Origin of the sequence: Streptomyces sp. NPDC049627 (assembly GCF_044465645.1) — a bacterium.
Lineage (GTDB): Bacteria > Actinomycetota > Actinomycetes > Streptomycetales > Streptomycetaceae > Streptomyces.
The window spans coordinates 1-25,040 of the sequence record NZ_JBITLW010000017.1 but is presented as its reverse complement, the minus strand read 5'-3'; the positions used below and the strand labels follow the sequence as shown (position 1 = coordinate 25,040).

Genomic DNA, 25,040 nt, shown 5'->3' with positions numbered 1-25,040 from the left:
CGGGCTCAGGGGTGCGACAACTGGCCGGCCCCACCACGGCGGCGTATTCGCTTCTGCGTGCGCTCGGCCTGCCGCGCCTGCCGTCGCGCTCGGCGCCGCTCGCGTCGCAGGGCGCGCGCTGTGCTGCTGGGTGTCGAGACCACGCCATGGCGCTGGTTCCACACCTGGCGGGTCACCCAGACGTCGAGAGCGCCCCAGGTGGCCACCACTGTGCTGACCACGCTGCTGATCACCATCGGGAACGCCAGCCACGACCCGGCCAGAGTGCTCAGAAAGGCGACCATCGCCTGGATCAGGGTCACCGCGATGATCAGTACCGCCCGTACTGCCGCCGTGCGCACCGGATCCGGCATCCGGCGCCGGCGGGCGGGCTCGGTCACCCACAACGGCCGGTAGGCCGACGGCTCTTGGGCCGGCCTGTCGGCACGGCCGCTCGTCGCCTCGCGTCCGCCCGCGGGAATGTCGCGATCCAGTGCTTCGGGGCCGCGCCGCGCCGTCACATGCGCCGTCGCGCCTTCCTCGGTCGTGTCGCACCTCTCCGCCGTGCCCATCACCGTGTCACTCCCCACCACCGGCAGACCGCCCGCACCGTGTCCGAAGACTTTGCTCCCCGTTGGCTGCCCGGCTTGCGCTGTTTTACGCCGCCCAGGGGCGGGATGCGGCTCCTGTGGCCCATTCCGCCCCCATCTCCCGTAGAGAAGGACGATCGACGCGTGCCGAAGATTCCCGAGAAGGATAAAGTTCCGGCCAACTGACCTGGAGATGCGGCCGGATCCGCCCTCCGGGGTGCCCAGGGTTTGCGGGAGGCAATCTCCCGCAATGGCCGGACAACTCCCCATGTCTCGCCACCAGCGCGGAAGTTCAGATTCCGGATGTCTCTTCGAGTTACTTGTGCGTCGGTAGTAGGCTCGCGCCCATTGTTGACGCACATGTGTGCCCCCTGATCGATGGGGGTTTGAGCTGGGGGAGGCCATGCACTTTCGCGGGAAGTCGATCCGCCGGAAGATGGTGGCGCTGCTTCTCGTGCCGCTGGTGTCCCTGACCGCGATCTGGGGCTTCGCCACGGTACTCACGGGGCGAGGTGTGGCCCAGCTGTTCACGGTGTCGTCCCTCGTCGAGAAGATCGGCTACTCCACCGAGGACGCGGTCCGCGTACTGCAGCAGGAACGCCGTCAGGCGCTGGTCTATCTCTCCGACCGCCGGGCCTCGGACGCGCTGTCCGCGCTGCGGGTCACCCGGAAGGCCACCGACGCAGCCGTCGCCGAGATCCGCAAGAACGCCAAGGACCCCGACGTCCGCGACGGGTTGGACCAGGGCGACAGCGAGCGTCTCACCGCCGTACTGGACGCCTTCGACGGCATCAACCCCCTGCGTCGCAGCGTCGAGGACGGCACGGTGACCCGCGCCGAGGCCCTCAACCAGTACAACCTTCTCGTGGACCCCTGCTACGCCCTCCTGGCCTCCCTCGACGGCGTCGACAACGTGGCGATGGACAAGCAGGCCCGTGCCCTCCTCAACGTCACCCGCGCCCGGGAACTCCTCTCCCGCGAGGACGCGTTGCTCAGTTCCGCCCTCGTGGTCGGGAAGCTCTCGCGGGACGAGATACGCCATGTCTCCGATCTCATCGCGCAGCGCACGCTCATGTACGAGATGAGCCTGACGGACCTGCCCTCCTCCGAACGCGAACGCTACGAGCGCTTCTGGAAGAACGCGTCCACCGCTCCGCTGCGCGCCGCCGAACAGGCCGTCATCGCCTCCCAGCCCGGCAAGCCCAGCACGGTCGACGCCAAGCACTGGGACACCGCCGCCGGCAGCGTCCTCGACGAACTCAGCAAACTCAACGACGACGCCGGCGCGCGCTATCAGGAGCGCGTCAGCCCCGTCGCCATGGGCGTCATCCTGAAGGCGGCGATCGCCGGTGTCCTCGGTCTGCTCGCCCTGCTGTTCTCGCTCTTCCTGTCCGTGCGCATCGGCCGCGGACTCGTCCGCGACCTGCGGCAGTTGCGACTCGAGGCCCACGAGGCGTCCGGTGTACGGCTGCCCAGCGTGATGCGCCGCCTCTCCGCCGGCGAACAGGTCGACGTGGAGACCGAGGTCCCCCGCCTGGAGTACGACAAGAACGAGATCGGCGAAGTCGGACAGGCCCTCAACACCCTGCAGCGCGCCGCCGTCGAAGCCGCCGTCAAGCAGGCCGAACTGCGCGCCGGTGTGTCCGAGGTCTTCGTCAACCTCGCCCGCCGCAGCCAGGTCCTCCTCCACAAGCAGCTCACCCTCCTCGACACCATGGAACGCCGGACCGAGGACACCGACGAACTCGCCGACCTGTTCCGCCTCGACCACCTGACCACCCGCATGCGGCGGCACGCCGAGGGCCTGGTGATCCTCTCCGGCGCCGCCCCCTCCCGGCAGTGGCGCAAGCCCGTCCAGCTCATGGACGTCGTGCGCGCCGCCGTCGCCGAGGTCGAGGACTACGAGCGCATCGAGGTCCGTCGGCTGCCCCGGGTGGCCGTCACCGGACCGGCGGTCGCGGACATCACCCACCTCGTGGCCGAACTCCTGGAGAACGCCACGGTGTTCTCCCCGCCGCACACCGCCGTCCAGGTCCTGGGCGAACGGGTCGCCAACGGCTTCACCCTCGAAATCCACGACCGCGGCCTCGGCATGGCGGCCGACGCCCTGCTGGACGCCAACCTCCGACTCGCCGAGACGCCCGAGTTCGAACTGTCCGACACCGACCGGCTAGGTCTGTTCGTGGTCAGCCGGCTGGCCCAGCGGCAGAACGTCCGCGTCTCGCTGCAGCCGTCGCCGTACGGCGGCACCACCGCCGTCGTCTTCATCCCCGACACCCTGCTCACCGACGACGTCCCTGACACCAACGGCATCGGATTCCGTCTCGACCGGCCCGCGCCCTCGAAAGAGGCCGAACTGGAGGAGTCGCGCCGCGCCGCCCTCGCCCAGGTGCCGGCCCGCGTGCCCGGCCTCCCCGCCTCGCTCCTGGACGGCCCGGTCGAGCTGGAGGCCCCCGTCGATCTCGATGCCCTCAGCGATTTCCCGGATGCCCTCGACGAAGAGGACGGCGAACGCGGCGGCCTCTTCCGCCCCCGTCGCAGCCTCGCCGAGGTGGAGAAGGAGGCGAAAGGCCCGCACGACGCCGCCCACGCGGTCCCCAGCATCCATCGCGGACCGGACCGCGCCGACCCGGACGCCGACATGAGCGCCCCCGTCCCGCTGCCCCGCCGCAGGACACCCAAGCTGGTCAGTTCGCACGGACGCCCGGTCACGGAGCAGCGCTCCCGGCGAGAGGAGGCGGACACGGCGCCCCCCACAGGCCCGAACCGCCCGGAGCCGGACGGCCTCGCTCCGCTGCCGACCCGTCGGCGGGGTACCGGATCCCACGGCGACCTGCCCGGCGCCCCGAACCGGACCGGTGACCGCGCCGGCACCTCGCCCACCGGCAACGACCTCGCCGAGCGGCCGGAGCCCGCGGCTCTCCCCAGGCGCACACGACGGCCCGCGCTCGCGTCGGGCGGCCCCGACGACACCGTCCCGCGCACGGCTGCCGCGCAGGGGGAGACCGGATCCGGCACGGCGCCGCTGCCCCGGCGCGTACGGCAGGCCAGCCTGGCTCCGCAGCTCAAACAGGGCCCCGCTCGGCGCACCGAGGAGGGGACGGAGCTCGCCGAGCGGGACGCGGGCGAGGTACGCAGCCGAATGGCCTCGCTCCAGCGCGGCTGGCAGCGCGGCCGCCAGGAGAACGCCGCGGGCGACGACGCCCAGAGCGGCACAGCACCACAAGGAACAACTAAGGGGGACGGTCGATGACCGCACCGAAGGCGACCGGCCACACCGCGACCAACCAGGCCGGCGAGCTCAACTGGCTCCTCGACGACCTGGTGGACCGCGTCGCCAGCATCCGCAAGGCCGTCGTCCTCTCCGGCGACGGCCTGCCGACGGGGGTGTCCAAGGACCTGACCCGCGAGGACAGCGAGCACCTGGCTGCCGTCGCGTCCGGGTTCCACAGCCTCGCCAAGGGTGTGGGCCGCCATTTCGAGGCGGGCAGTGTCCGGCAGACGGTCGTCGAGCTCGACGACGCCTTCCTGTTCGTGACGGCCGCCGGTGACGGCAGCTGCCTCGCGGTGCTCTCGAACGCCGACTCGGACGTCGGCCAGGTCGCGTACGAGATGACGCTCCTCGTCAAGCGGGTCGGCGTGCATCTGGGCACCGCTCCGCGCACCGATCTGCCCTCGGGCGGGTAGTGGGATGGCATGAGCGCTGAGGGTCAGGGAAGAAGCCACTGGTTCGACGACGAGGCCGGACCGGTCGTCCGCCCGTACGCCATGACGCGCGGCCGCACCACCAGTGCGGCCCAGCACCGCCTCGACCTGATCGCGGTGGTCGTGGCCGAGCCGCACGCGGACGACCCGGAAGCGGACTCGACACTGTCCCCGGAACACGTGGACATCGTCGATCTGTGCCGTGACGCCCCCCAGTCCGTCGCCGAACTCTCCGCCGAACTCGACCTGCCCATCGGAGTCGTACGGGTCCTCGTCGGGGACCTCGTGGACGGGGAATTCGTCCATGTGAACCGGCCCGTACCACCTGCGGAGCTGGTCGACGAGAGTATTCTGCGTGACGTGATCAACGGCCTGCGGGCGCTGTGAGCAGCGCGGAAGCGGGGTAGTGACGTGACAGGCTGGCAGTTCTGGGTCGACCGAGGCGGCACGTTCACGGACATCGTCGCGCGACGCCCGGACGGCCGGCTGCTGACGCACAAGCTTCTGTCGGAGAACCCGGCGCGATACTCCGACGCGGCCGTGGCGGGCGTGCGCGACCTCCTGGCGGGCTCCCAGGACTCCATCGAGGCCGTCCGCATGGGCACGACCGTCGCCACGAACGCCCTCCTCGAGCGCAAGGGCGAGCGGACGCTGCTGGTCATCACCCGCGGCTTCCGCGACGCACTGCGCATCGCCTACCAGAACCGACCCCGCATCTTCGCCCGCCGGATCGAACTCCCCGAGCTGCTGTACGAACGCGTCTTCGAGGTCGATGAGCGCATCGCCGCCGACGGCACCGTCCTGCACGAGCCCGATCTGGACGCGCTCGCCGGCCCGCTCCAGGAGGCGTACGACGACGGCATCCGCGCCGTCGCCGTGGTCTGCATGCACAGCCACCTCCACCCCGCGCACGAACAGGCCGTCGGCGAGCTCGCCGCCCGCATCGGCTTCCCGCAGATCTCGCTGTCCAGCGAGGTCAGCCCTCTGATGAAACTCGTCCCGCGCGGGGACACCGCCGTCGTCGACGCCTACCTCTCGCCCGTGCTGCGCCGCTACGTCCGGCACGTCGCCGACGAGCTCGAAGGCGTACGGCTGATGTTCATGCAGTCCAACGGCGGTCTCGCCGAAGCCGGGCAGTTCCGCGGCAAGGACGCCATCCTGTCCGGCCCCGCGGGCGGCATCGTCGGCATGGCCCGCATGTCCCAGATCGCCGGCTTCGACCGCGTCATCGGCTTCGACATGGGCGGCACGTCCACCGACGTCTCGCACTTCGCGGGCGAGTACGAACGGGTCTTCACCACGCAGATCGCCGGCGTCCGGCTGCGCGCGCCCATGCTGGACATCCACACCGTCGCGGCCGGAGGCGGCTCCGTCCTCCACTTCGACGGCTCCCGCTACCGCGTAGGGCCGGACTCGGCGGGCGCGGACCCGGGACCCGCCTGCTACCGGGGCGGCGGCCCGCTCGCCGTCACCGACGCCAACGTCATGCTCGGCCGCATCCAACCCGCCCACTTTCCCAGGGTGTTCGGCCCCGACGGCGACCAGCCCCTCGACGCCGCACTCGTCCGTGACCGCTTCGCCGCGCTCACGCGCGAGATCCGCGAGCAGACCGGCGACGACCGCACCCCCGAACAGGTCGCCGAGGGCTACCTGCAGATCGCGGTCGCCAACATCGCCAACGCCGTGAAGCGGATCTCCGTCCAGAAGGGCCACGACGTCACCCGCTACGCCCTCACCACCTTCGGCGGCGCCGGCGGTCAGCACGCGTGCATGGTCGCCGACTCCCTCGGCATCCGCACCGTCCTCGTGCCGCCCATGGCCGGTGTTCTCTCCGCCCTCGGCATCGGCCTCGCCGACACCACGGCCATGCGCGAACAGTCCGTCGAGGCACCCCTGCAGGCCGCCTCGATGCCCGGCGTCCTCAAGACGGCGGACGACCTGCAAGCCGCCGCCCGGGCCGAACTCCTCGACGAGGACATCCCCGAGGACCGCATCACCGTCACCCGCCGCGCCCAGCTCCGCTACGACGGCACCGACACCACCCTCACCGTCGAGCTCACCGAGCCCGACATCATGAGGCGCGCCTTCGAAGAACGTCATCGCGCCACGTACTCCTTCACCCTCGACCGCCCGATCGTCGTCGAAGCCCTCTCCGTCGAAGCCACCGGCATCACCGAACCCCCCGATCTCTCCGCTCTCGCCCTCTACGACGCAGCCCCTGAAGCCCGCCTCGCCGCCCCGGAGACCGTCCGCCTCCACACGGGCGGCACCTGGCGCGACGTACCCCTTTATCGCCGCGAGGATCTGCCTCCCGGCGAAACCGTCACCGGCCCGGCGATCATCACCGAGGCCAGTGCGACGACCGTCGTCGACGACGGCTGGCAAGCGGCGACGACCGACGACGGGCATCTGGTCATGGAACGCGTGGCGGTTACGCAGAGTTCCGATCTCGACACGAAAGCCGACCCGGTTCTTCTTGAGGTCTTCAACAACCTCTTCATGTCCATTGCCGAACAGATGGGTGCCCGGCTGGAATCCACGGCCCAGTCCGTCAACATCAAGGAGCGTCTGGACTTCTCCTGCGCGCTCTTCGACCCGGACGGGAACCTGGTGGCCAACGCCCCGCACATCCCCGTCCACCTGGGCTCGATGGGCACGAGCGTCAAGGAGGTCATCCGGCGTCGAGGCGCTCGGATGAGCCCCGGCGACACCTACGCCGTCAACGACCCCTACCACGGCGGCACCCACCTGCCCGACGTCACCGTGATCACCCCGGTCTTCGGCACGGGAGGCACGGTGGACACGGAGCGTGAGCCGGAGATCCTCTTCTACGTCGCCTCACGCGGCCACCACGCCGAGATCGGCGGCATCGCGCCCGGCTCCATGCCCGCCGACAGCCGCACGCTCGAAGAAGAGGGAATCCTCTTCGACAACTGGCTGCTCGCCGAGAACGGCCGCTTCCGCGAGGAGGAGACCCTCCGCCTGCTCACCGAGGCGCCCTACCCCTCCCGCAACCCGAGGACCAACCTCGCCGACCTGCGCGCCCAGATCGCCGCCAATCAGAAGGGCGTGGACGAAGTCGCCCGCATGATCGAGAACTTCGGCCTCGACGTCGTCCAGGCGTACATGAAGCACGTCCAGGACAACGCCGAGGAAGCGGTGCGCCGGGTCATCGACGCCCTCGACGACGGTGAGTACGCCTACGAGACCGACTCCGGCGCCGTCATCCGGGTACGCGTGCGCGTGGACCGCGAGAAGCGCAGCGCCACCGTCGACTTCACCGGCACGTCCCCGCAGCTGGCCACGAACTTCAACGCCCCCTTCTCGGTCGTCAACGCCGCAGTGCTCTACGTCTTCCGCACGCTCGTAGCCGGCGACATCCCGCTCAACGACGGCTGTCTGCGACCGCTGCGGATCATCGTGCCGCCCGGTTCCATGCTGGCGCCCGAACCCCCGGCAGCGGTCGTCGCGGGCAACGTGGAGACCTCCCAGGCGATCACCGGCGCTCTCTACGCCGCACTCGGGGTCCAGGCCGAGGGCTCCGGGACCATGAACAACGTCACCTTCGGCAATGAGCGCCACCAGTACTACGAGACCGTCGCCTCCGGATCCGGCGCGGGCGACGGGTTCCCCGGTGCGCCCGTCGTCCAGACCCACATGACCAACTCGCGGCTCACCGATCCAGAAGTGCTGGAGTGGCGCCTGCCCGTGCAGCTCGACGAGTTCGCCGTACGACGCGGCAGCGGTGGCGCGGGGCGGTGGCGCGGTGGCGACGGCGCCGTACGCCGCATCCGGTTCCACGAGCCCATGACCGTCTCCACGCTGTCACAGCACCGCAGGGTCCCGCCGTACGGCATGGCGGGCGGTGCGACCGGAGCGCTGGGAGCCAACCGCGTGGAACGCGCGGACGGCACGGTCACCGCGCTCGGCGGCAGCGACTCCACGGACGTCGCACCCGGCGACGTACTCGTCATCGAAACCCCCGGCGGCGGAGGCTACGGCCCACCGTCGCGCGACCCCCATCAAGCAGGAGAAGAGATCGATGATCTTCGGGCGTTCTGAGCGCGGGAAGCCTCCGGTCGAGCCCGTCACGCTCAAGATCCTCGTGGCCGGCGGCTTCGGCGTGGGCAAGACCACCCTCGTCGGCGCGGTCAGCGAGATCAGGCCGCTGCGCACCGAGGAACTGCTCACCGAGGCCGGACGCCCGGTCGACGACACGAGCGGTGTCGAGGGCAAGCGCACCACCACCGTGGCCATGGACTTCGGCCGTATCACCCTGCGCGAGGACCTGGTCCTGTACCTCTTCGGCACGCCCGGCCAGGAGCGGTTCTGGTTCATGTGGGACGAGCTCTCCGAGGGCGCGCTCGGTGCCGTCGTCCTCGCCGACACCCGCCGCCTCGAGGACTGCTTCGCGGCCGTCGACTACTTCGAACGGCGCTCCATACCCTTCCTCGTCGGCGTCAACTGTTTCGAGGGAGCGGCCCGCTACCCGGCGGAAGACGTCCGGCAGGCCCTCGACCTCGACGACGACGTCCCGCTGCTGCTCTGCGACGCCCGCGACCGTGAGTCCGTCAAGGAAGTCCTGATCGGCGTCGTCCAGCACGCGATGGCCTATCAGGCGGACCGCCGCCAGACCGTGACCACCTGACGCCTACCGCACAACCGTGACTTCCACCCCACCCGCACGGCCCGTACCCCCGCCGACCGGGGTACGGGCCGTGGCTCATGGGGGCACGGTCAGTTGTCGCCGTCCTCTTCCCAGCCGAAGCTCTTCTCCACCGCCTTGCGCCAGTTGTGGTACTCGCGGTCGCGTACCTCGGCGGGCATGGCGGGCGTCCACTCGGCGTCCTTCGCCCAGTGCGCCTTGAGCTCGTCCAGGTCGTTCCACACCCCGGTGGCCAGCCCCGCCGCGTACGCGGCACCCAGGCAGGTCGTCTCGGAGACCTTGGGCCTGATCACCGGCACATCGAGCACGTCCGCCTGATGCTGCATGAGCAGGTTGTTCTTCGTCATGCCGCCGTCGACCTTCAGGGTCGTGATCTGCACCCCGGAGTCCTGGTACATGGCCTCCACGACCTCGCGGGTCTGCCAGCTCGTCGCCTCCAGCACCGCGCGCGCGAGGTGCGCCTTCGTGACGTACCGCGTCAGTCCGGTGATGACACCGCGCGCGTCGGAACGCCAGTACGGCGCGAACAGTCCGGAGAAGGCCGGCACGATGTATGCGCCGCCGTTGTCCTCGACGCTTGCCGCCAAGGGCTCGATCTCGTCGGCGGTGCGGATAATGCCGAGCTGGTCGCGGAACCATTGGACCAGCGCGCCCGTTATGGCTATCGCCCCCTCCAGGCAGTACACGGGCGCCTCGCTGCCGATCTTGTAGCCCATGGTCGTCAGCAGTCCGCTCTTCGACGGCACCGGCCGGTTGCCCGTGTTGAGCAGCAGGAAGCTGCCCGTGCCGTAGGTGTTCTTCGCCGTGCCCACGTCGTAGCAGGCCTGCCCGAACACGGCCGCCTGCTGGTCGCCCAGCGCAGAGGCGACGGGCACGCCGGACAGCTGGCCGACGGCGGTCCCGTACACCTCGGCGGAGGACCTGATCTCCGGCAGGACCGCCTCGGGCACGTTCATGGCGGACAGGATCGAGGAGTCCCACTGGAGGGTCTCCAGGTTCATCAGCATGGTGCGTCCGGCGTTCGTCACGTCGGTGACGTGGTGTCCGCCGTCGGTGCCGCCGGTGAGGTTCCAGATCAGCCAGGAGTCGATGGTGCCGAAGGCGATCTCGCCGTTCTCGGCGCGGTTCCTGAGGCCCGGCACGTTGTCCAGCAGCCAGGCAGCCTTGGGCCCGGAGAAGTAGCTGGCCAGTGGCAGCCCGGTCTGCTCACGGAAACGATCCTGCCCGTCCGGGCCGCCGAGTTGGTTGCACAGCGCCGCGGTACGTGTGTCCTGCCACACGATCGCGTTGTGCACCGGCTTGCCCGTCGCACGGTCCCACAGGACGGTCGTCTCGCGCTGGTTGGTGATGCCGAGTGCGCTGAGCTGGTCGGCACGCAGTCCGGCCTTGGCGATCGCACCGGCGACCACCGCCTGCACCTTGGACCAGATCTCGGTCGCGTCGTGCTCCACCCAGCCCGGCTTGGGGAAGATCTGGCGGTGCTCACGCTGGTCGACGGCCACGATGGCGCCGTCCTGGTTGAAGATGATGCAGCGGCTGGAGGTGGTGCCCTGGTCGATAGCGGCGACGAACTTGTCCGTCATGACGTCCCCTTCGTCGGTTCCTTCAGAAGGCTGCGTTGAAGATGAGCCCGGACAGTGCCCCGCCGATCAGCGGTCCCACCACCGGGATCCACGCGTAACCCCAGTCCGAGGTGCCCTTGTTGGGGATCGGGAGCAAGGCGTGGGTGATGCGCGGGCCCAGGTCACGGGCCGGGTTGATGGCGTATCCCGTGGGCCCGCCGAGCGACAGACCGATGCCGACCACCAGGAACGAGACGATCAGAATCGCGGTGCCGGACTCGCCCAGTCCTTCGGTCAGGCCGAACGCTAGGATCGGCAGAACCAGCGCGACGGTCGCGATGATCTCGGTGATCAGGTTCGCCACGGGATTGCGGATCGCGGGCGCCGTGGAGAAGATCCCGAGGGTCGGCTGAGCGATGTCGTCGTCGGCGTTGGCCTGGAACTGGGCGAAATAGACCAGCCAGCACAGGACCGCGCCGAGCATCGCGCCGACCATCTGCCCGGCGATGTAGACCGGGACCTGGTCCCAGTCCCCGGTGTCGATGGCGATCCCGAGCGTCACGGCCGGGTTGAGGTGCCCTCCGGACAGCGGCGCGGCGGTGTAGGCGCCGGCCATCACGCCGAATCCCCAGCCGAACGTGATGACGATCCAGCCCGCGTCCTTCGCCTTTGAGTAGTTGAGTACGACGGCGGCCACCACTCCGGCCCCGAAGAGGATCAGAATCGCAGTACCGATGACCTCACCGAGAAATACGTCTCCGTTGCTCATGGCGGCTCCTAGGCCCTGGCCGGGACGATCGGCCCCGGTTCTCCGTGCGGGGTGCGTTTCCCATGGCGACTTCAGCCGGGGGCAGGGATGTCCCGCGCCCCGCCCGGCGTCCGTGACGAGCGTGCCGTCGCAGCCGACTCGCCCGTGGGGGAAGGCGCCTTGGTGCAGGCGGAACCGCGCGGCGCAGTGCGTGGATACGCCGAGAATGTACGGCGATGTCGACCGACACCGGGAAGTGTTCACCGGTGTCCAGGGGGCGTCAAGGTCGCCGACGCCACTGGTTGGGGGCGCACCGACGGGTCACGGACCGTCGCCGACGCGGCTCGTGGCACGCCCGTTCGGGTAGAGGACGGACACCGAGGCCCTGCTGAGGCCGGCAGGAGAGGCCAGTTCCTGCTGGACCCGGCAGGGGTCCAAGGCCATGGCTGTGCTGAGGCCGTACGGACGCCGTTCGGCACCGCCGACCTGGTAGGAAAAGAGTCTCACCCCTTACCCGGGTCCGCCACCGCCCACTCGGCCCGGGCCGGCTCCGCCGCCACACCGCGCAGGACCTCGTGCCCGGACAGCCCCGCGCGGCCCAGCACCCAGCTCGCCCCGTTGAGCGACTTCGCGGCCTTCTTCAGGGGAGCCAGACAGGCGGCCGCCTGCCGGTGGTCCGTCACACTCCCGGGCTCGCACAGGACCGTGGCCAGGGACAGCGTGACGGGACGCCCGCCGGCGGACCAGGGCGCGTCCAGCACGGAGGCGGCCAGCGGGCTCAGCCCTTCCGGATCAGCGAGCACGAGAAAGTCGTCTCCGCCGATGTGACCCACTCGGGTGCTGCCGGACGCCGCGTGCTGCAGCGCCCGTCCGACCGACCTGATCAGCTCGTCGCCCGCGGCGAAGCCGGCACCGTCGTTGACCTGCTTGAAGTCGTCCACGTCCAGCCAGCTCAGCGCGAACATCCGCCCGTCCGCGATCCGCCGGTCCACCTCACCGGTGATCGCGTCGGACCCCGGCAGCCGGGTCAGGGGATTGAGCCCCGCGGCCTCCTCGACCCGCGTCTCGGCGAGCGCACGCACGAGGTCGGCGAGCCGTACGACGCCCACACACCGGCCGTACCGGTCGACCACGGCCACATCGTCCGACGTGCGGTCGCGCCCGCCGACGGCGACCACGTCCAGTACCTCCCACGCGGTGGCGTCGACGCCCACCGTGCGCGGCGGATCTCCGAGCTTGGCCGCGGGCCGGTCGGCGTACAGGGCATGGCCGTAGCGGCCCGACATGGACAGCAGGAAGCGCGAGCGGTGCACCGACCGCACCGGCACGCCGCCCGCGTCCACCAGCAGCACCCCGGACACGTCCGGCGAGCCGGTCAGCAGCGCCCGCACCTGGCCTGCGGACGCGGCGGCGGGCAGCAGGGCGGCCGGCCGCACGAACTCCAGCACCGACGGCCCCGAGCGTGGCGTCACCGCGGGTCCGGGGGAGCGCGGCGGAACGTACACCTCCGCCGCGGGCAGCCGAGCCGGTGGAGCGAACAGCTCCCCCTGAGCCAGCTGCGCACCGGCCGACTGGGCGGATGCGCACTGCAGCTCCGTCTCCACGCCCTCGATACACAGCAGGGCTGCCAACTCATCGCACAGCGTTCGCATGCCTCGCACCGCAGCCGGGCGCGTCAGCATGGAGGCGTCGAGTTTCAGCAGGTCAGGCACCATGTCGGTGAGCAGCCGCAGCGGCACGTCCCCGTCGCCGACGCCATCCGCGCTGATCCGGAACCCCTGGTCCCGCAGCGAGCCGATCGCCTCCAGCAACGCACGCTGAGGCACATGCGTGTACGGCGGGCCGATGTCGATCGTCACCTCCCATGGCAGCCGCCCAGCGGCACGCACGGCGTCGTGCAGCGGTGTGAGCCCACCGAGGTCGGCAAGGGTCCCGGCGAACACGTTGACGTACAGAGGCAGCAACGTCTCCTTGCGCGCCGCCGCGCGGAAAGCCAATGTGGCGAGCCGCCCGTCGAGTTCAGGATCGCGGCGGGCCTCGGCCAGGACGTCGCCGGTCTCCGGGCGGGCGAGTATCTCCAGGCCTGCGACTCCTCCGGTCGTCAGGTTGACCACCGGTTGGAAAGCGAAGCGGAGAGTATCCGTCCAGGAGTCCACGGGAGCATGATGGCGACCGCCGGAGCACGCCCGAGCCCAGTTCATGAGACGTTCACGCAGGTTTCCGGGTTGGTCACAGTGCGTAGCAACCCGCCGTGCCGTCCTAGGTTGTACGACGGTGAGGTCGCTCGCACGTCCACGCGCGCATGCCCGACGCCGTCGCCGCATCACCGCACCGCGATCAACGCCGATCCGTGCCCGAACAGCCCCTGGTTCGCCGCGATCCCCACGCGAGCCCCGGTGACCTGCCGGTCGCCCGCATCGCCTCTCAACTGCCAGGTGAGCTCGCAGACCTGGGCGATCGCCTGGGCCGGTACCGCCTCCCCGAAGGAAGCCAGCCCGCCGCTCACGTTCACGGGTATGCGTCCGCCCAGTGTCGTCGCGCCCTCCCGCAGCAGCTTCGCGGCCTCTCCTTCGCCGCACAGCCCCAGATCCTCGTACCACTGCAACTCCAGAGCGGTGGACAGGTCGTAGATCTCAGCGAAGGAGAGCTCCTCCGGACCGATACCCGCTTCGTCGTAGGCCGCGTGCGCGATCGACTCCCGGAACGTCTCGGCCGCCGGTTGCACCGCCACCGCCGAGTCCGTCGCCATGTCGGGCAGATCCAGGACGGTGGTGGGGTAACGGGGTGTCACTGTCGACACTGCCCGGATCCGTACGGGATCCCTGGCGCCGTACCGACGTGCGAACTCCATGCCGGCCAGCACGATCGCCGCCCCTCCGTCCGAGGTCGCGCAGATGTCGAGCAGGCGCAGGGGATCGGCGACCACGGCGGACGCGGCGACCTCGTCGGCGGTGACCCGTTTGCGGTATCGCGCATAGGGATTCAGCGCGCCGATCGCGGCGTTCTTCACCTTGACCTGGGCGAAGTCCTCCGGTGTGTCCCCGTGCACGGCCATCCGGCGGCGCGCGTACAGCCCGAAGTAGGCCGGATTGGTCGCGCCGAGGACGCGGAAACGCAGCCAGTCCGGGTCGTCCGGCCGGTCGCCGCCCGCCGGCCGGAAGAACCCCTTGGGTGCCGCATCCGCACCTACCACCAGCACCGCATCCGCCAGCCCCGAAAGTATCTGAGCCCGCGCGGTGTTGACGGCCTGCGCCCCGGACGCGCACGCCGCGTACACGCTCGTGACCCGTGCGCCCTGCCAGCCGAGCGCCTTTGCGAACGTCGCCCCGGCGACATACCCCGGATAACCGCCCCGCACGGTGTCCGCGCCGACGATCGACCCGATGTCCCGCCACTCCAGGCCCGCATCGGCAAGTGCCGCGCGGGCCGCCAACGCCCCGTACTCGACGAAACTGCGCCCCCACTTCCCCCAGGGATGCATGCCCACCCCGAGTACCGCCACGTCTTCCGTCATGCCGTCACCCCCGTCGGCCGCCACTGCCACGTCGTCCAGGTCGTCTCCGCGTCCTCATGCAGGACGCCCGGAACGACCTCCACCTCCATGCCCACCGTCAGATCGGCGACGGTGACCCCGGGAACCGCCTGCCCGAGCACCACGAGGCGCTCGGCTGCCAGCTCCACAGCGATCAACGTGTACGGCTCCCATGGAAGTTCCGGGTCGGTCACATAGGGTGACGGAGGCCGGTACCGGCTGTCTGTGTACGACCAGACGCGTCCGCGCCGTGAGAGCGGCACCTCCTCCAAGTCGCCGCCAGGGCAGCCCGGGTTGCGGCAGTGAGTGTCCTCGCGGGGAAAGAAGACCGACGTGCAGATCGAGCAACGGGTGCCGAGGAGCCGGAAATCGCCCTCGTCACCGGCGAACCACCCGGCGACCACAGGTGTACGCGTGCGCGGCATAGCCCCTCCTGGCAAGGATCTGACGGGATGTCAGAAGTGTGCCACGTGCGACCGGAAAGCGGCAGGGCGGCCCGACCACCGGACTGCATCCGATCGCTTCCCCGGCGGAACACATTCCTGATAGATGCAGGAGACATGACACGACTCTCCACCGCGGTACGGGGACTGGTCACCACGCTCGCCACCTTGCTGGCCGTGACCGCAGCTCCCGCCACCGCCCAGGCGAAGACCGAGCCCAGAGCGCCCAAGGACTTCGTGGCGCTGAGAACCATGGATCCAACCATCCTCCAGGAGATGCGGTACTTCACCCCGCACAACTTCGTGGGCGAGCGCATCGACGGCTACCGGCAGCCCCTCTGCATCCTGACCCGGCCCGCAGCCGAAGCGCTCCACAAAGCCCAGAAGCAATTGCTGCGCCAGGGCTACACGCTCAAGGTGTACGACTGTTACCGGCCGCAGCGCGCCGTCGACCACTTCGTGCGTTGGGCCGAGGACCTCGACGACCAGGCCATGAAGGACGAGTTCTACCCGAACGTCGACAAGACCCGTCTGTTCGTGGACGGTTACATCGCGGAGAAATCCGGCCACAGCCGCGGCTCCACCATGGATCTGACGATCGTCCGGCTGCCGGCGAAGCCCACCCGGCCGTACGTACCGGGAGAGCCCCTCGTGCCCTGCTACGCACCCAGAAGCGAGCGCTTCCCCGACAACTCCGTCGACATGGGCACCGGCTTCGACTGCTTCGACACCCTCTCGCACACCCTCGACCCGCGCATTCAGGGCGAACAGCGTGCCAACCGGCTGCTGCTCAAGAACACCCTTGAAGCCCTCGGATTCGTGAACCTCGCCGAAGAGTGGTGGCACTACACCTACAAGCCGGAGCCCTACCCGGACACCTACTTCGACTTCCCCGTGTCCTGGAAATCCCTCGCCCGGCAGTAGTGACCGGCCCCCGGAAGACGCCCTTCCCCTGATCGGATACAGTCCGCCGCGTGTCCGAAACTCAGCACTCCGGCCCCAACTCCGCAGCAGGCTCCCACTGTTCGAGCTGCGGCGCGCCCTACGGAGAGGGCGTCTCCGGCTGGCCCCGCACCTGCCCGGCATGCGGCACCGTGGCCTACCGCAACCCGCTGCCGGTAGCGATCGCGCTGCAGCCCGTGTACGACACCAAGGGCACCGCCCTGGTCGTCATCACGCGCACTGTCGGCCCCGCGCGCGGAGGCATCGCCCTCCCCGGGGGCTACATCGACGACCGCGAGGACTGGCGGCAGGCCGTCGTCCGAGAACTCAAGGAAGAGACCGGTATCGACGCGGCCGGCCGCGATGTACGCCTCGTCGACGCCATGAGCTCTCCCGACGGGCACCTGCTGCTGTTCGGCCTCCTTCCGGAACGGCCCGCCGACCGTCTGCCGACGTCGGCCGCCACGGACGAGACCGAAGGCTGGCACCTCCTGCGCAGGCCGGAGGAGCTGGCCTTCCCGCTGCACACCCTGGCCGTACGGGCGTTCTTCGAGGGCCGTTACCTCTGAGCTCACCGCTCGCCGAGCCCTCGTATACGCACCGGACGGGGTGACGTGATCACGCCGTCCTCGTGCTCCCGCTCGACGATCAGCTTTCCGCCCTCCCAACGGGTGACGTAGCGCTCGATCTCCGGTTCGTCCCAGCCGTCACCCGCATCCGGCACGACCAGCCCGCCCCCGGTACGTCCCGGGGCGGGCGCCCACACCTCCAGTTCCAGCCCGCCGTCGTCCCCACGTACGGGGACGACGGCACCCGCGCGCGCGAGTACCGGGATCCGGGACAGGGGCGCCTCGACGAGCACCTGCCCCGGTCCCTCATACGCCCGCTCCGTCACCGTGTCGTACCAGCGCCCTCGCGGCAGCTGCACCGTGCGCCGCTGAGCGCCCGGATCCAGTACCGGAGCCACCAGCAGACAATCGCCCAGCAGAAACGCATCCTCGCAGTCGCGCAGAGCGCGCTCCTCAGGTGCCGGCCACCACAGCGGACGCACATACGGTGCCCCTGTCCGCCGGGCCAGGTGTGCCAGTGTCACGAAGTACGGAAGCAGCCTCCGGCGCTCGACGAGCGCCACGCGCGCGTGCTCCAGCACCTCGGAACCGAACTCCCAAGGTTCCCTGCGCCCCGCCCGCAGACTCGCGTGCGTACGGAACAGCGGCAGATACGCGGCCAACTGGAACCACCGCAGATACAGCTCCGGCGAAGGACTCCCATCGAACCCGCCCACATCCGGCCCCGAGTAGGGCACCCCGCACAGCCCGAGGCCCATGACCAGCGACAGCGCCGCCCGCAGCCCTGGCCAGCCCGTGGCCACATCACCGGACCAGGTGCCCCCGTAGCGCTGCATGCCGGCCCATCCCGAGCGGGAGAACACGAAAGGGCGCTCCCCGGGCACGAGTACGCGCAGCCCCTCGTATCCCGCCATGGCCATGCACAGGCCGTAGACGTTGTGCGCCTCCTGATGATCCCCGTCCCGCCCTTCCAGAGAATGCCGGGCCGAACGAGGCAGAGTCGACTCCCCGAAGGCAGCGAAGGACGTCGGCTCGTTCATGTCATGCCAGAAACCCGAGAAACCCTGCCCCAGCCGCTCCTCGTACAGACCGCCCCACCACTGCCGCACGCGCCCGTGCGTGAAGTCGGGGAACACCGCCTCGCCTGGCCAGACCACTCCGCGAAAGAGTCGCCCCGAGGCGTCCCGGACGAACACGTCCCCGGCGGTCCCGCTGTCGTACACGGAATTGCCCGGCGTGGCCTTGACCGCCGGGTCGACGATCGACACCAGGCGGATCCCGTCCCGCCGCAAGTCCTCTGCCAGCTGCGGCAGTTTCGGGAAGCGCTCCTGATCGACCGTGAACACCTGATGTTCGTCGTAGTGGTCGATGTCCAGATGGACCGCGTCCAGCGGCAGGTCCCGCTCCTGGTAACCCGAAACGATCCGCCGCACCTCCTGCTCACTGCCGAAGCCCCACCGCGCGTGATGATGGCCCAGCGCCCACGTGGGCGGCAGCGCGGCAGCGCCGGTGAGGGAGGCCCAGACGAGCAGCACGCGCGCGGGAGTGCCCACCATCACCCAGCAGCGCAGCGGACCCCCGTCCATCCTCAGCTCGCTGGTCCCCGCGCGGTCATGCCCGGAACCGGCGCCCTCCTCGCCCTCGCGCAGTGTCACCGTGCCGTCCCACGAGGTGTCGTGGAACACCAGGTGCGTGGCCGCGTCGGCCACCACCAGCTGTACCGGCATGGTGATGTACAGCGGGTCGTCGTCAGGGCCGAACGCATGGCCCGGGTCGGTGTTCCAGAGCCTGTACGTCCCGTCCTTCAGCCGCGGCCCCGACGCCCGGCCGCCCAGCCCGAAGAACCGTGCGTCCGCGGCCACCTCCGACCGCTGCATCCAGCGTGCCGGCCCACCGCCGACCGGCTCCCACCAACGCGGCGGCAGATCGCGGCGCAGTGTCACACCACCCGGAGTCTGTACCTCGACCGCGCCGTGCCGTGACACCACGACCGTCACCCGCTCGGCCACGACCCGCCAGCCACCGTCCTTGTCCGGCTCCAGCACGGCCCTGGGATCCGGTTCGGGACAGCGGCCCGCGAGCGCGTACGACGGCTCGGGAGCGGCACCGTCCCAGCCCCAGAAGACGGCCCCGTTCACGGTGACGATGACGCGCAACTCGGACCGGCCGAACCGTATGACGCCCCCGCCCGGACCGGGCTGCACCTCCTGCACGGTCCCTGGAACCCGAGCGCGCTCGGCCCCCCGAGGCGGCAGCCCCACCGCGTCGGCGCGCTTCCTGCGCCACGCCGCTTGTACGGTACGCAACCCCTGGGCCGCTCCCACAGAACCGACCGCCATTATCGAACGCACCAGGTCACGACCGTCCATGCTGCTCAGCCTGCCATTCACTGCCCCACGCCCGCGTGCCGTTCAACTTCCGTTCACCCGTGTCGGGACCACATCTTCACGACACGGACTATGTGGAGCGCACCCTGGTGCAGAAGTCGATCACATGGCATCGTCCGTGTCATCCGCGTCACGCGCACACCCCAGCCGTGCGTGGAAGACGCACACGACGCGCACAGTCCAGGAGCCGCCCCAATGTCGACCGTGAATCCTCAGCCGCTCTGGCAGCCAGATGCGCAGCGCATCGCGCAGGCGCAAGTCACCAGGTTCCAGGCCTGGGCCGCAGAGAACCACGGTGCCCCCGCCGAGGGCGGATATGCGGCCCTGCACCGCTGGTCGGTCGACGAACTGGACACCTTCTGGAAAGCCGTCACCGAGTGGTTCGACGTACGCTTCTCCACCCCGTACGCGCGCGTGCTGGGCGACCGCGCCATGCCCGGCGCCCAATGGTTCCCCGGCGCCACCCTGAACTACGCCGAGCACGCCCTGCGCGCCGCGGCGACCCGCGCCGACGACCCGGCGCTCCTGTACGTCGACGAATCCCACGAACCCCGCCCCGTGACCTGGTCCGAGCTGCGCCGCCAGGTCGGCTCCCTCGCTGCCGAGCTGCGCGCCCTCGGCGTACGCCCCGGAGACCGCGTCAGCGGCTACCTCCCGAACATCCCGCAGGCCGTCGTCGCCCTCCTCGCCACGGCCGCCGTCGGAGGCGTCTGGACCTCCTGCGCCCCCGACTTCGGCGCCCGCAGCGTCCTCGACCGATTCCAGCAGGTCGAACCGGTCGTCCTGTTCACCGTCGACGGCTACCGCTACGGCGGCAAGGCGCACGACCGCCACGACATCGTCGCCGAACTCCGCCACGAACTGCCCACCCTGCGCGCCGTAGTGCACATTCCCCTCCTCGGCACAGAGGCCCCCGAGGGCGCACTGGAGTGGTCGGCCCTCACCGCAGCCGACATCGAACCCGTCTTCGAGCAAGTGCCCTTCGACCACCCCCTCTGGGTGCTCTACTCCTCCGGCACGACCGGCCTGCCCAAGGCCATCGTCCAGTCCCAGGGCGGCATCCTCGTCGAGCACCTCAAACAACTCGGTCTGCACTGCGACCTCGGCCCCGAGGACCGTTTCTTCTGGTACACCTCGACGGGCTGGATGATGTGGAACTTCCTCGTCTCCGGCCTGCTCACCGGCACCACGATCGTCCTCTACGACGGCAGCCCGGGCTATCCCGACACGGGCGCCCAGTGGCGAGTCGCCGAACGCACGGGAGCCACTCTCTACGGAACCTCGGCCGCGTACGTCATGGCCTGCCGCAAGGCCGAGGTGCGCCCCGCCCGCGACTTCGACCTCTCCAAGGTGCAATGCGTCGCCACCACAGGGTCACCGCTGCCACCCGACGGCTTCCGCTGGCTGCACGACAAGGTCCGCGACGACCTCTGGATCGCCTCCGTCAGCGGCGGTACCGACGTGTGCTCCTGCTTCGCGGGAGCCGTGCCCACGCTGCCCGTGTACATCGGCGAACTCCAGGCCCCCAGCCTCGGCACCGACCTGCAGTCCTGGGACCCCAGCGGAAAGCCCCTCATCGACGAGGTGGGCGAGCTCGTGGTCACCAACCCCATGCCGTCCATGCCGATCTACTTCTGGAACGACCCGGACGGCAGCCGGTACCACGACAGCTACTTCGACACATATCCCGGCGTGTGGCGCCACGGCGACTGGATCACCGTGACCTCACGCGGCTCCGTCGTCATCCACGGCCGCTCCGACTCGACACTCAACCGCCAGGGCGTCCGCATGGGGTCGGCCGACATCTACGAAGCCGTGGAGCGACTCCCCGAGATCAAGGAATCCCTCGTCATCGGCATCGAGCAGCCCGACGGCGGCTACTGGATGCCCTTGTTCGTGCACCTGGTCCCAGGAGCCGTGCTCGACGAGACTCTCTTGAACCGCATCAAACAGACCATCCGCGAACAGCTCTCACCACGTCACGTCCCCGACGAGATCATCGAGGTCCCCGGCGTCCCACACACCCTCACCGGAAAGCGCATCGAGGTCCCGGTCAAGCGTCTCCTGCAGGGCACACCCCTTGAGAAGGCGGTCAATCCGGGTTCCATCGACAACCTCGACCTGCTGCACTTCTACGAGGAACTCGCCCGCAAGCGCGACTGACCGACGCGCACCGGCCTCGGAGTCTTCACCGACGCCGAACTTCGAGGCCGGTCGACGGACCCCACCTGTCCGACCTGCGCGAATACCGGCTGCTCGGGTCCGCAGGGACCTCAGCCCCACGCCATTGTCAGTACCCCCGGTTACTGTGAGTGAGCATTGATCGACTGCGCACAGGGGGAAAGATGGCGCACACCGACCACCAGACGATGCGACGCGTCCTGCGCCGCGAAATCGCCGGCACGATCGGCCTGCTGACCGACGAGCACGACTTCCGTGCCATGCGGTGCTACCGCAGCTTCACCTTCGACGACCACAAGAAGTATCTGGAACAGGTGGAAGCCCTCCTCAGGACGCGGGCCTCCCAGGGCAGCCATACGACGATCGCTCTCTTCGATCCACAGGAATACGCAGAGTTCTGCGCGGAAACGGGCCTCGACCCCGACGTCCCGTCGAGCCGCACCCGCTTCACCGCCGAACTCGCGAGCACCGGACCCACCGTCCCCTACGAGGGGCAGCCCCTGGCAGAGCTCGTGCCGGCGCTCGTCGACGAAGCCGTCCGACAAGCCACCTGGGAGTACGCATCCACACTCCTGGCGCGACTCGGCACCTGCGCCACCTGCGGCGAGGACATCGGCCGCGCGGCCTTCGTCCGTGCCTCGAGCCTCCTCGTCCGGATCCTCGACACGGCCCAGCCGGGAAGCCGACACCTCGTGTGCAGCGTGACGGGGACGCCGGAAACACTCGTCGCCGTCCTGCACGCCGACGAAAGCACCCCGGGCGCCACACACCTCGACGAGGCGGAAGCCCTGGAGTTCACGACGGTTCTCGCCCTCGGCCTCGCCACCAAGAGCCCCGGCGGACTCGTCATGCGCACCAGCGCCCCCGGCACGTCCGACCGCATCTACGGATGGCGCCTGCGTGCAGACGGTCTGGAACCTCTCACGGCAGGCGAGGTCTTCGACGCCTACTGCACCGACATCGAATCCGGAGACATCATCGGCCCGGAATCGGGCGTCGACTACTGCGTGCCACCGCATCTCGGCGATGAGGAGGCGACTCGGGGTCACGACCACTGAGCGCAAGGGGGCGCCCCACCCGTAGGTGGAGCGCCCCACAAGATCGCCACGCAGCCCGCCGGCTCCGCTATTCGCCGGACAGCACCGCCTGAGCCGCGTTGCGCGCCTCTTCGGCACTGTCCGCCGCCCGTGCCGCTGCAGCGGCACGCTCACACTGGGCCAGCGTGAACTTCGCCAGCGTCGCGCGGACATAAGGAATCGAAGCCGAGCCCATGGACAGGGAGGTGACACCCAGACCGGTCAGCACACATGCCAGCAGCGGGTCGGACGCCGCCTCACCACAGACACCGCAGCTCTTGCCCTCGGCCTTCGCCGCCTCGGCCGACAGCGCGACCAGGTCGAGCAGCGCGGGCTGCCATGGATCCTGCAGACGGGACACCGCACCCACCTGCCGGTCCGCGGCAAAGGTGTACTGCGCGAGGTCGTTCGTGCCCAGCGACAGGAATTCGACCTCCTGCAGGATCGAACGCGCCCGCAGTGCGGCCGACGGAATCTCCACCATCGCTCCGAACTTCGCCTGCAGCCCGGCCGCACGGCACGCGTCCGCGAACGCCTTCGCATCGGTGCGGTCCGCCACCATCGGGGCCATGACCTCGAGGTAGACGGGCAGCCCCTCCGCAGCCTTCGCGAGTGCCGTCAGCTGCGTGCGCAGCACCTCGGGGTGGTCCAGCAGCGTCCTCAGACCGCGCACACCCAGGGCGGGGTTCGGCTCGTCGGCCGGCGTCAGGAAGTCGAGCGGCTTGTCCGCACCCGCGTCCAGGACGCGTACGACGACCCGGCCCTCGGGGAAGGCTTCGAGAACCTGCCGGTAGGCCTCGACCTGCTTCTCCTCCGACGGCGCCTTCTTGCTGTCGTCGAGGAAGAGGAACTCGGTGCGGAACAGACCGACGCCCTCAGCACCCGCCTCGACTGCGGCCGCCACGTCGGACGGCCCGCCGACGTTGGCCAGCAACGGCACCTTGTGGCCGTCGGCCGTGGCACCCGGACCCGTGGACGCCGCGAGCGCGGCCTTGCGCGCGGCGGCAGCCGCTTCCAACTCGGCCTTCTTCTCTTCGCTGGGGTTCACGAAGATGTCACCGGTGCTGCCGTCCACGGCGATGACCGTGCCCTCGGCGAGCTCACCGGCACCCGGCAGCGCGACCACGGCCGGGACCCCGAGCGCCCGGGCCAGAATCGCGCTGTGGCTGGTGGGCCCACCCTCCTCGGTGACGAAGCCGAGGACGAGGGCCGGGTCCAGCAGCGCCGTGTCGGCCGGGGCGAGGTCCCGCGCGACCAGGACATAGGGCTCGTCGCTGTCCGGGACACCCGGCATCGGAACCCCGAGCAAACGAGCGACGATACGATTCCGCACGTCATCGAGGTCGGCCACACGGCCGGCAAGGTACTCACCGGCACCCGCCAGCAGCTCGCGGTACGCGGCGAAGGCGTCGTACACGGCACGCTCGGCCGTGCTGCCGACGGCGATACGGCGGTCCACGTCCGCCATCAGCTCGGGGTCCTGGGCCATCATCGCCTGGGCCTCGAGTACGGCCTGGGCTTCGCCCCCCGCCAGATTGCCGCGTGCCATCAGGTCTGCTGCCACAGCTTCCACGGCCTTGCGAGCGCGCCCCTGTTCACGCTCCGCATCCTCGGCCGGAATCTGCTTGGCAGGCGGCTCGAGGACCGCCGTTCCCATGTGCCGAACCTCGCCGATCGCCACACCGTGGCTCACGCCGACGCCTCGCAGCGTTGTCTCCATCTCACCCGTCTCCGATAGTGCGGCGGGTCCCGCCGCCGCGGTGGTTGTCGTCCCTACTTGCCGTCGTAGGACGGCGCCGGTGTCACTTCCAGACGAAGAGACTGTCGCCGGACTTCACATCGCCGTCATCACGCAGATCGGAGAGGGCCTCGGCCGTGGCCTCGAGCGCCACGATCGGGCACACCGGGGACTTGCCGGCTTCTTCGACCGCCGCCGGGTTCCAGCGCACGATGCTCTGGCCGCGCGCCACGGTGTCGCCCTTGTTCACGAGCAGCTCGAAGCCCTCGCCGTTGAGCTGCACGGTGTCGATACCAAGATGAGTGAGCACACCATGACCCTCCTCGTCGACGACGACGAAGGCGTGCGGATGGAGAGAGACGATGACTCCGTCAACGGGCGACACAGCCTCGGAGGGCTCACGCACGGGGTCGATCGCGGTGCCCGGGCCGACCATGGCCCCGGAGAAGACAGGATCTGGTACGGATGCCAGTCCGACGGCGCGTCCTGCCAGCGGGGACGTCACGGTGGTCATGGGAAGCCTCCCAGGGGTGGAGATCGATATGGGCCGTCGCTGCCTGTGCCGGACGGCGCACTGTTCAGCAGCGTATGTCACGTGAAGTGCCGGTTCCGCTCCGCCTTGCGAAGTGGTCTAGACCATACCCCATCTCGATTTGCCCCTGCTCTGCGGCCGCGTGTACAGTCGTACTCCTGCGTGGGGCCGAGTGACGCGACCAAGCGTCCTTGCCTGCCAGCACCCAACTTGTCAGATCCTATCTCGGGGTCACTTTCTGCATGCCTGCAGACGGTGGTCAGAGAGACGGAAAAACACTGATAGAGTTGGAAACACCGAAGGGAAGCGCCCGGAGGAAAGCCCGAGAGGGTGAGTACAAAGGAAGCGACCGTTCCTTGAGAACTCAACAGCGTGCCAAAAGTCAACGCC

The 25,040-nt window shown here is 69.7% G+C and carries 19 protein-coding genes; 9 read left to right on the top strand and 10 right to left on the bottom strand.

Translation table 11 applies throughout. The features are described 5' to 3' along the window. Positions 1 to 5 precede the first annotated feature (5 nt). Entirely contained in the window at positions 6 to 551 is a 546-nt protein-coding gene (locus ACIBU0_RS37250) for a hypothetical protein (protein ID WP_398827606.1), read from the bottom strand. A 421-nt stretch (positions 552 to 972) separates the two neighbouring features. Here ACIBU0_RS37250 and ACIBU0_RS37245 point away from each other — a divergent pair, with 421 nt between their 5' ends. The 5 genes from ACIBU0_RS37245 to ACIBU0_RS37225 are packed head-to-tail and all read left to right on the top strand — an operon-like array spanning position 973 to position 8,922. Then, positions 973 to 3,822 (top strand): nitrate- and nitrite sensing domain-containing protein, encoded by a 2,850-nt coding sequence (locus ACIBU0_RS37245; RefSeq protein WP_398827604.1) that lies wholly within the window; start codon positions 973 to 975, stop codon positions 3,820 to 3,822. Further along, entirely contained in the window at positions 3,819 to 4,256 is a 438-nt protein-coding gene (locus ACIBU0_RS37240; RefSeq protein WP_398827602.1) for a roadblock/LC7 domain-containing protein, read from the top strand. Before ACIBU0_RS37245 ends, ACIBU0_RS37240 begins: the two co-directional genes overlap by 4 nt. Before the next feature lie 9 nt (positions 4,257 to 4,265). Then, positions 4,266 to 4,661 (top strand): DUF742 domain-containing protein, encoded by a 396-nt coding sequence (locus tag ACIBU0_RS37235; RefSeq protein ID WP_031486155.1) that lies wholly within the window; start codon positions 4,266 to 4,268, stop codon positions 4,659 to 4,661. Positions 4,662 to 4,685: 24 nt separating this feature from the next. Next, positions 4,686 to 8,336: a hydantoinase B/oxoprolinase family protein gene (locus ACIBU0_RS37230; protein WP_398827600.1), complete on the top strand. Its 3,651-nt coding sequence runs from the start codon at positions 4,686 to 4,688 to the stop codon at positions 8,334 to 8,336. Next, positions 8,317 to 8,922 (top strand): GTP-binding protein, encoded by a 606-nt coding sequence (locus tag ACIBU0_RS37225; RefSeq protein WP_398827598.1) that lies wholly within the window; start codon positions 8,317 to 8,319, stop codon positions 8,920 to 8,922. Before ACIBU0_RS37230 ends, ACIBU0_RS37225 begins: the two co-directional genes overlap by 20 nt. Before the next feature lie 89 nt (positions 8,923 to 9,011). Here the strand turns inward: ACIBU0_RS37225 and glpK are convergent, their stop codons facing one another. From glpK to ACIBU0_RS37195, 6 genes are all read right to left on the bottom strand, one after another. Beyond that, positions 9,012 to 10,523 (bottom strand): glycerol kinase GlpK, encoded by a 1,512-nt coding sequence (gene glpK / locus ACIBU0_RS37220; RefSeq protein WP_398827596.1) that lies wholly within the window; start codon positions 10,521 to 10,523, stop codon positions 9,012 to 9,014. Positions 10,524 to 10,545: 22 nt separating this feature from the next. Continuing rightward, positions 10,546 to 11,271: an MIP/aquaporin family protein gene (locus tag ACIBU0_RS37215; RefSeq protein WP_398827594.1), complete on the bottom strand. Its 726-nt coding sequence runs from the start codon at positions 11,269 to 11,271 to the stop codon at positions 10,546 to 10,548. A 300-nt stretch (positions 11,272 to 11,571) separates the two neighbouring features. Then, complete coding sequence (locus ACIBU0_RS37210; protein WP_398827592.1) at positions 11,572 to 11,757, bottom strand: hypothetical protein; 186 nt, start codon at positions 11,755 to 11,757, stop codon at positions 11,572 to 11,574. Continuing rightward, the gene (locus ACIBU0_RS37205; RefSeq protein ID WP_398827590.1) at positions 11,754 to 13,406 is read right to left on the bottom strand and encodes an EAL domain-containing protein; all 1,653 of its coding nucleotides are present in this window, start codon (positions 13,404 to 13,406) and stop codon (positions 11,754 to 11,756) included. Before ACIBU0_RS37205 ends, ACIBU0_RS37210 begins: the two co-directional genes overlap by 4 nt. 167 nt (positions 13,407 to 13,573) lie before the next feature. Beyond that, entirely contained in the window at positions 13,574 to 14,764 is a 1,191-nt protein-coding gene (locus tag ACIBU0_RS37200) for a lipid-transfer protein (RefSeq protein ID WP_398827588.1), read from the bottom strand. Next, a complete protein-coding gene (locus ACIBU0_RS37195; RefSeq protein ID WP_398827985.1) occupies positions 14,761 to 15,186 on the bottom strand; it encodes a Zn-ribbon domain-containing OB-fold protein in 426 nt (141 codons plus the stop codon). Before ACIBU0_RS37195 ends, ACIBU0_RS37200 begins: the two co-directional genes overlap by 4 nt. Positions 15,187 to 15,342: 156 nt before the next feature. Here ACIBU0_RS37195 and ACIBU0_RS37190 point away from each other — a divergent pair, with 156 nt between their 5' ends. Both ACIBU0_RS37190 and ACIBU0_RS37185 read left to right on the top strand, forming a co-directional pair. Further along, a complete protein-coding gene (locus ACIBU0_RS37190) occupies positions 15,343 to 16,149 on the top strand; it encodes a M15 family metallopeptidase (RefSeq protein ID WP_398827586.1) in 807 nt (268 codons plus the stop codon). 50 nt (positions 16,150 to 16,199) lie between these two features. Then, positions 16,200 to 16,736, top strand: coding sequence for an NUDIX domain-containing protein (locus ACIBU0_RS37185; protein ID WP_398827584.1), 537 nt, complete (start codon positions 16,200 to 16,202; stop codon positions 16,734 to 16,736). 2 nt (positions 16,737 to 16,738) lie between these two features. Here ACIBU0_RS37185 and ACIBU0_RS37180 read toward each other — a convergent pair whose 3' ends face one another. Then, entirely contained in the window at positions 16,739 to 19,105 is a 2,367-nt protein-coding gene (locus ACIBU0_RS37180) for a TIM-barrel domain-containing protein (RefSeq protein ID WP_398827582.1), read from the bottom strand. Between the two features lie 213 nt (positions 19,106 to 19,318). Between ACIBU0_RS37180 and ACIBU0_RS37175 the strand changes: the two genes are divergently transcribed. Next, positions 19,319 to 21,286: an acetoacetate--CoA ligase gene (locus tag ACIBU0_RS37175; RefSeq protein WP_398827580.1), complete on the top strand. Its 1,968-nt coding sequence runs from the start codon at positions 19,319 to 19,321 to the stop codon at positions 21,284 to 21,286. Positions 21,287 to 21,468: 182 nt separating this feature from the next. Continuing rightward, positions 21,469 to 22,362: a hypothetical protein gene (locus tag ACIBU0_RS37170; protein WP_398827578.1), complete on the top strand. Its 894-nt coding sequence runs from the start codon at positions 21,469 to 21,471 to the stop codon at positions 22,360 to 22,362. Positions 22,363 to 22,429: 67 nt separating this feature from the next. On the opposite strand, the gene ptsP is transcribed toward ACIBU0_RS37170, so the two are convergent. Both ptsP and ACIBU0_RS37160 read right to left on the bottom strand, forming a co-directional pair. Continuing rightward, positions 22,430 to 24,100, bottom strand: a complete 1,671-nt coding sequence (gene ptsP / locus ACIBU0_RS37165) for a phosphoenolpyruvate--protein phosphotransferase (protein WP_398827576.1) — start codon at positions 24,098 to 24,100, stop codon at positions 22,430 to 22,432. Positions 24,101 to 24,182: 82 nt separating this feature from the next. Next, positions 24,183 to 24,632 (bottom strand): PTS glucose transporter subunit IIA, encoded by a 450-nt coding sequence (locus ACIBU0_RS37160; RefSeq protein WP_398827574.1) that lies wholly within the window; start codon positions 24,630 to 24,632, stop codon positions 24,183 to 24,185. Positions 24,633 to 25,040 lie beyond the last annotated feature (408 nt).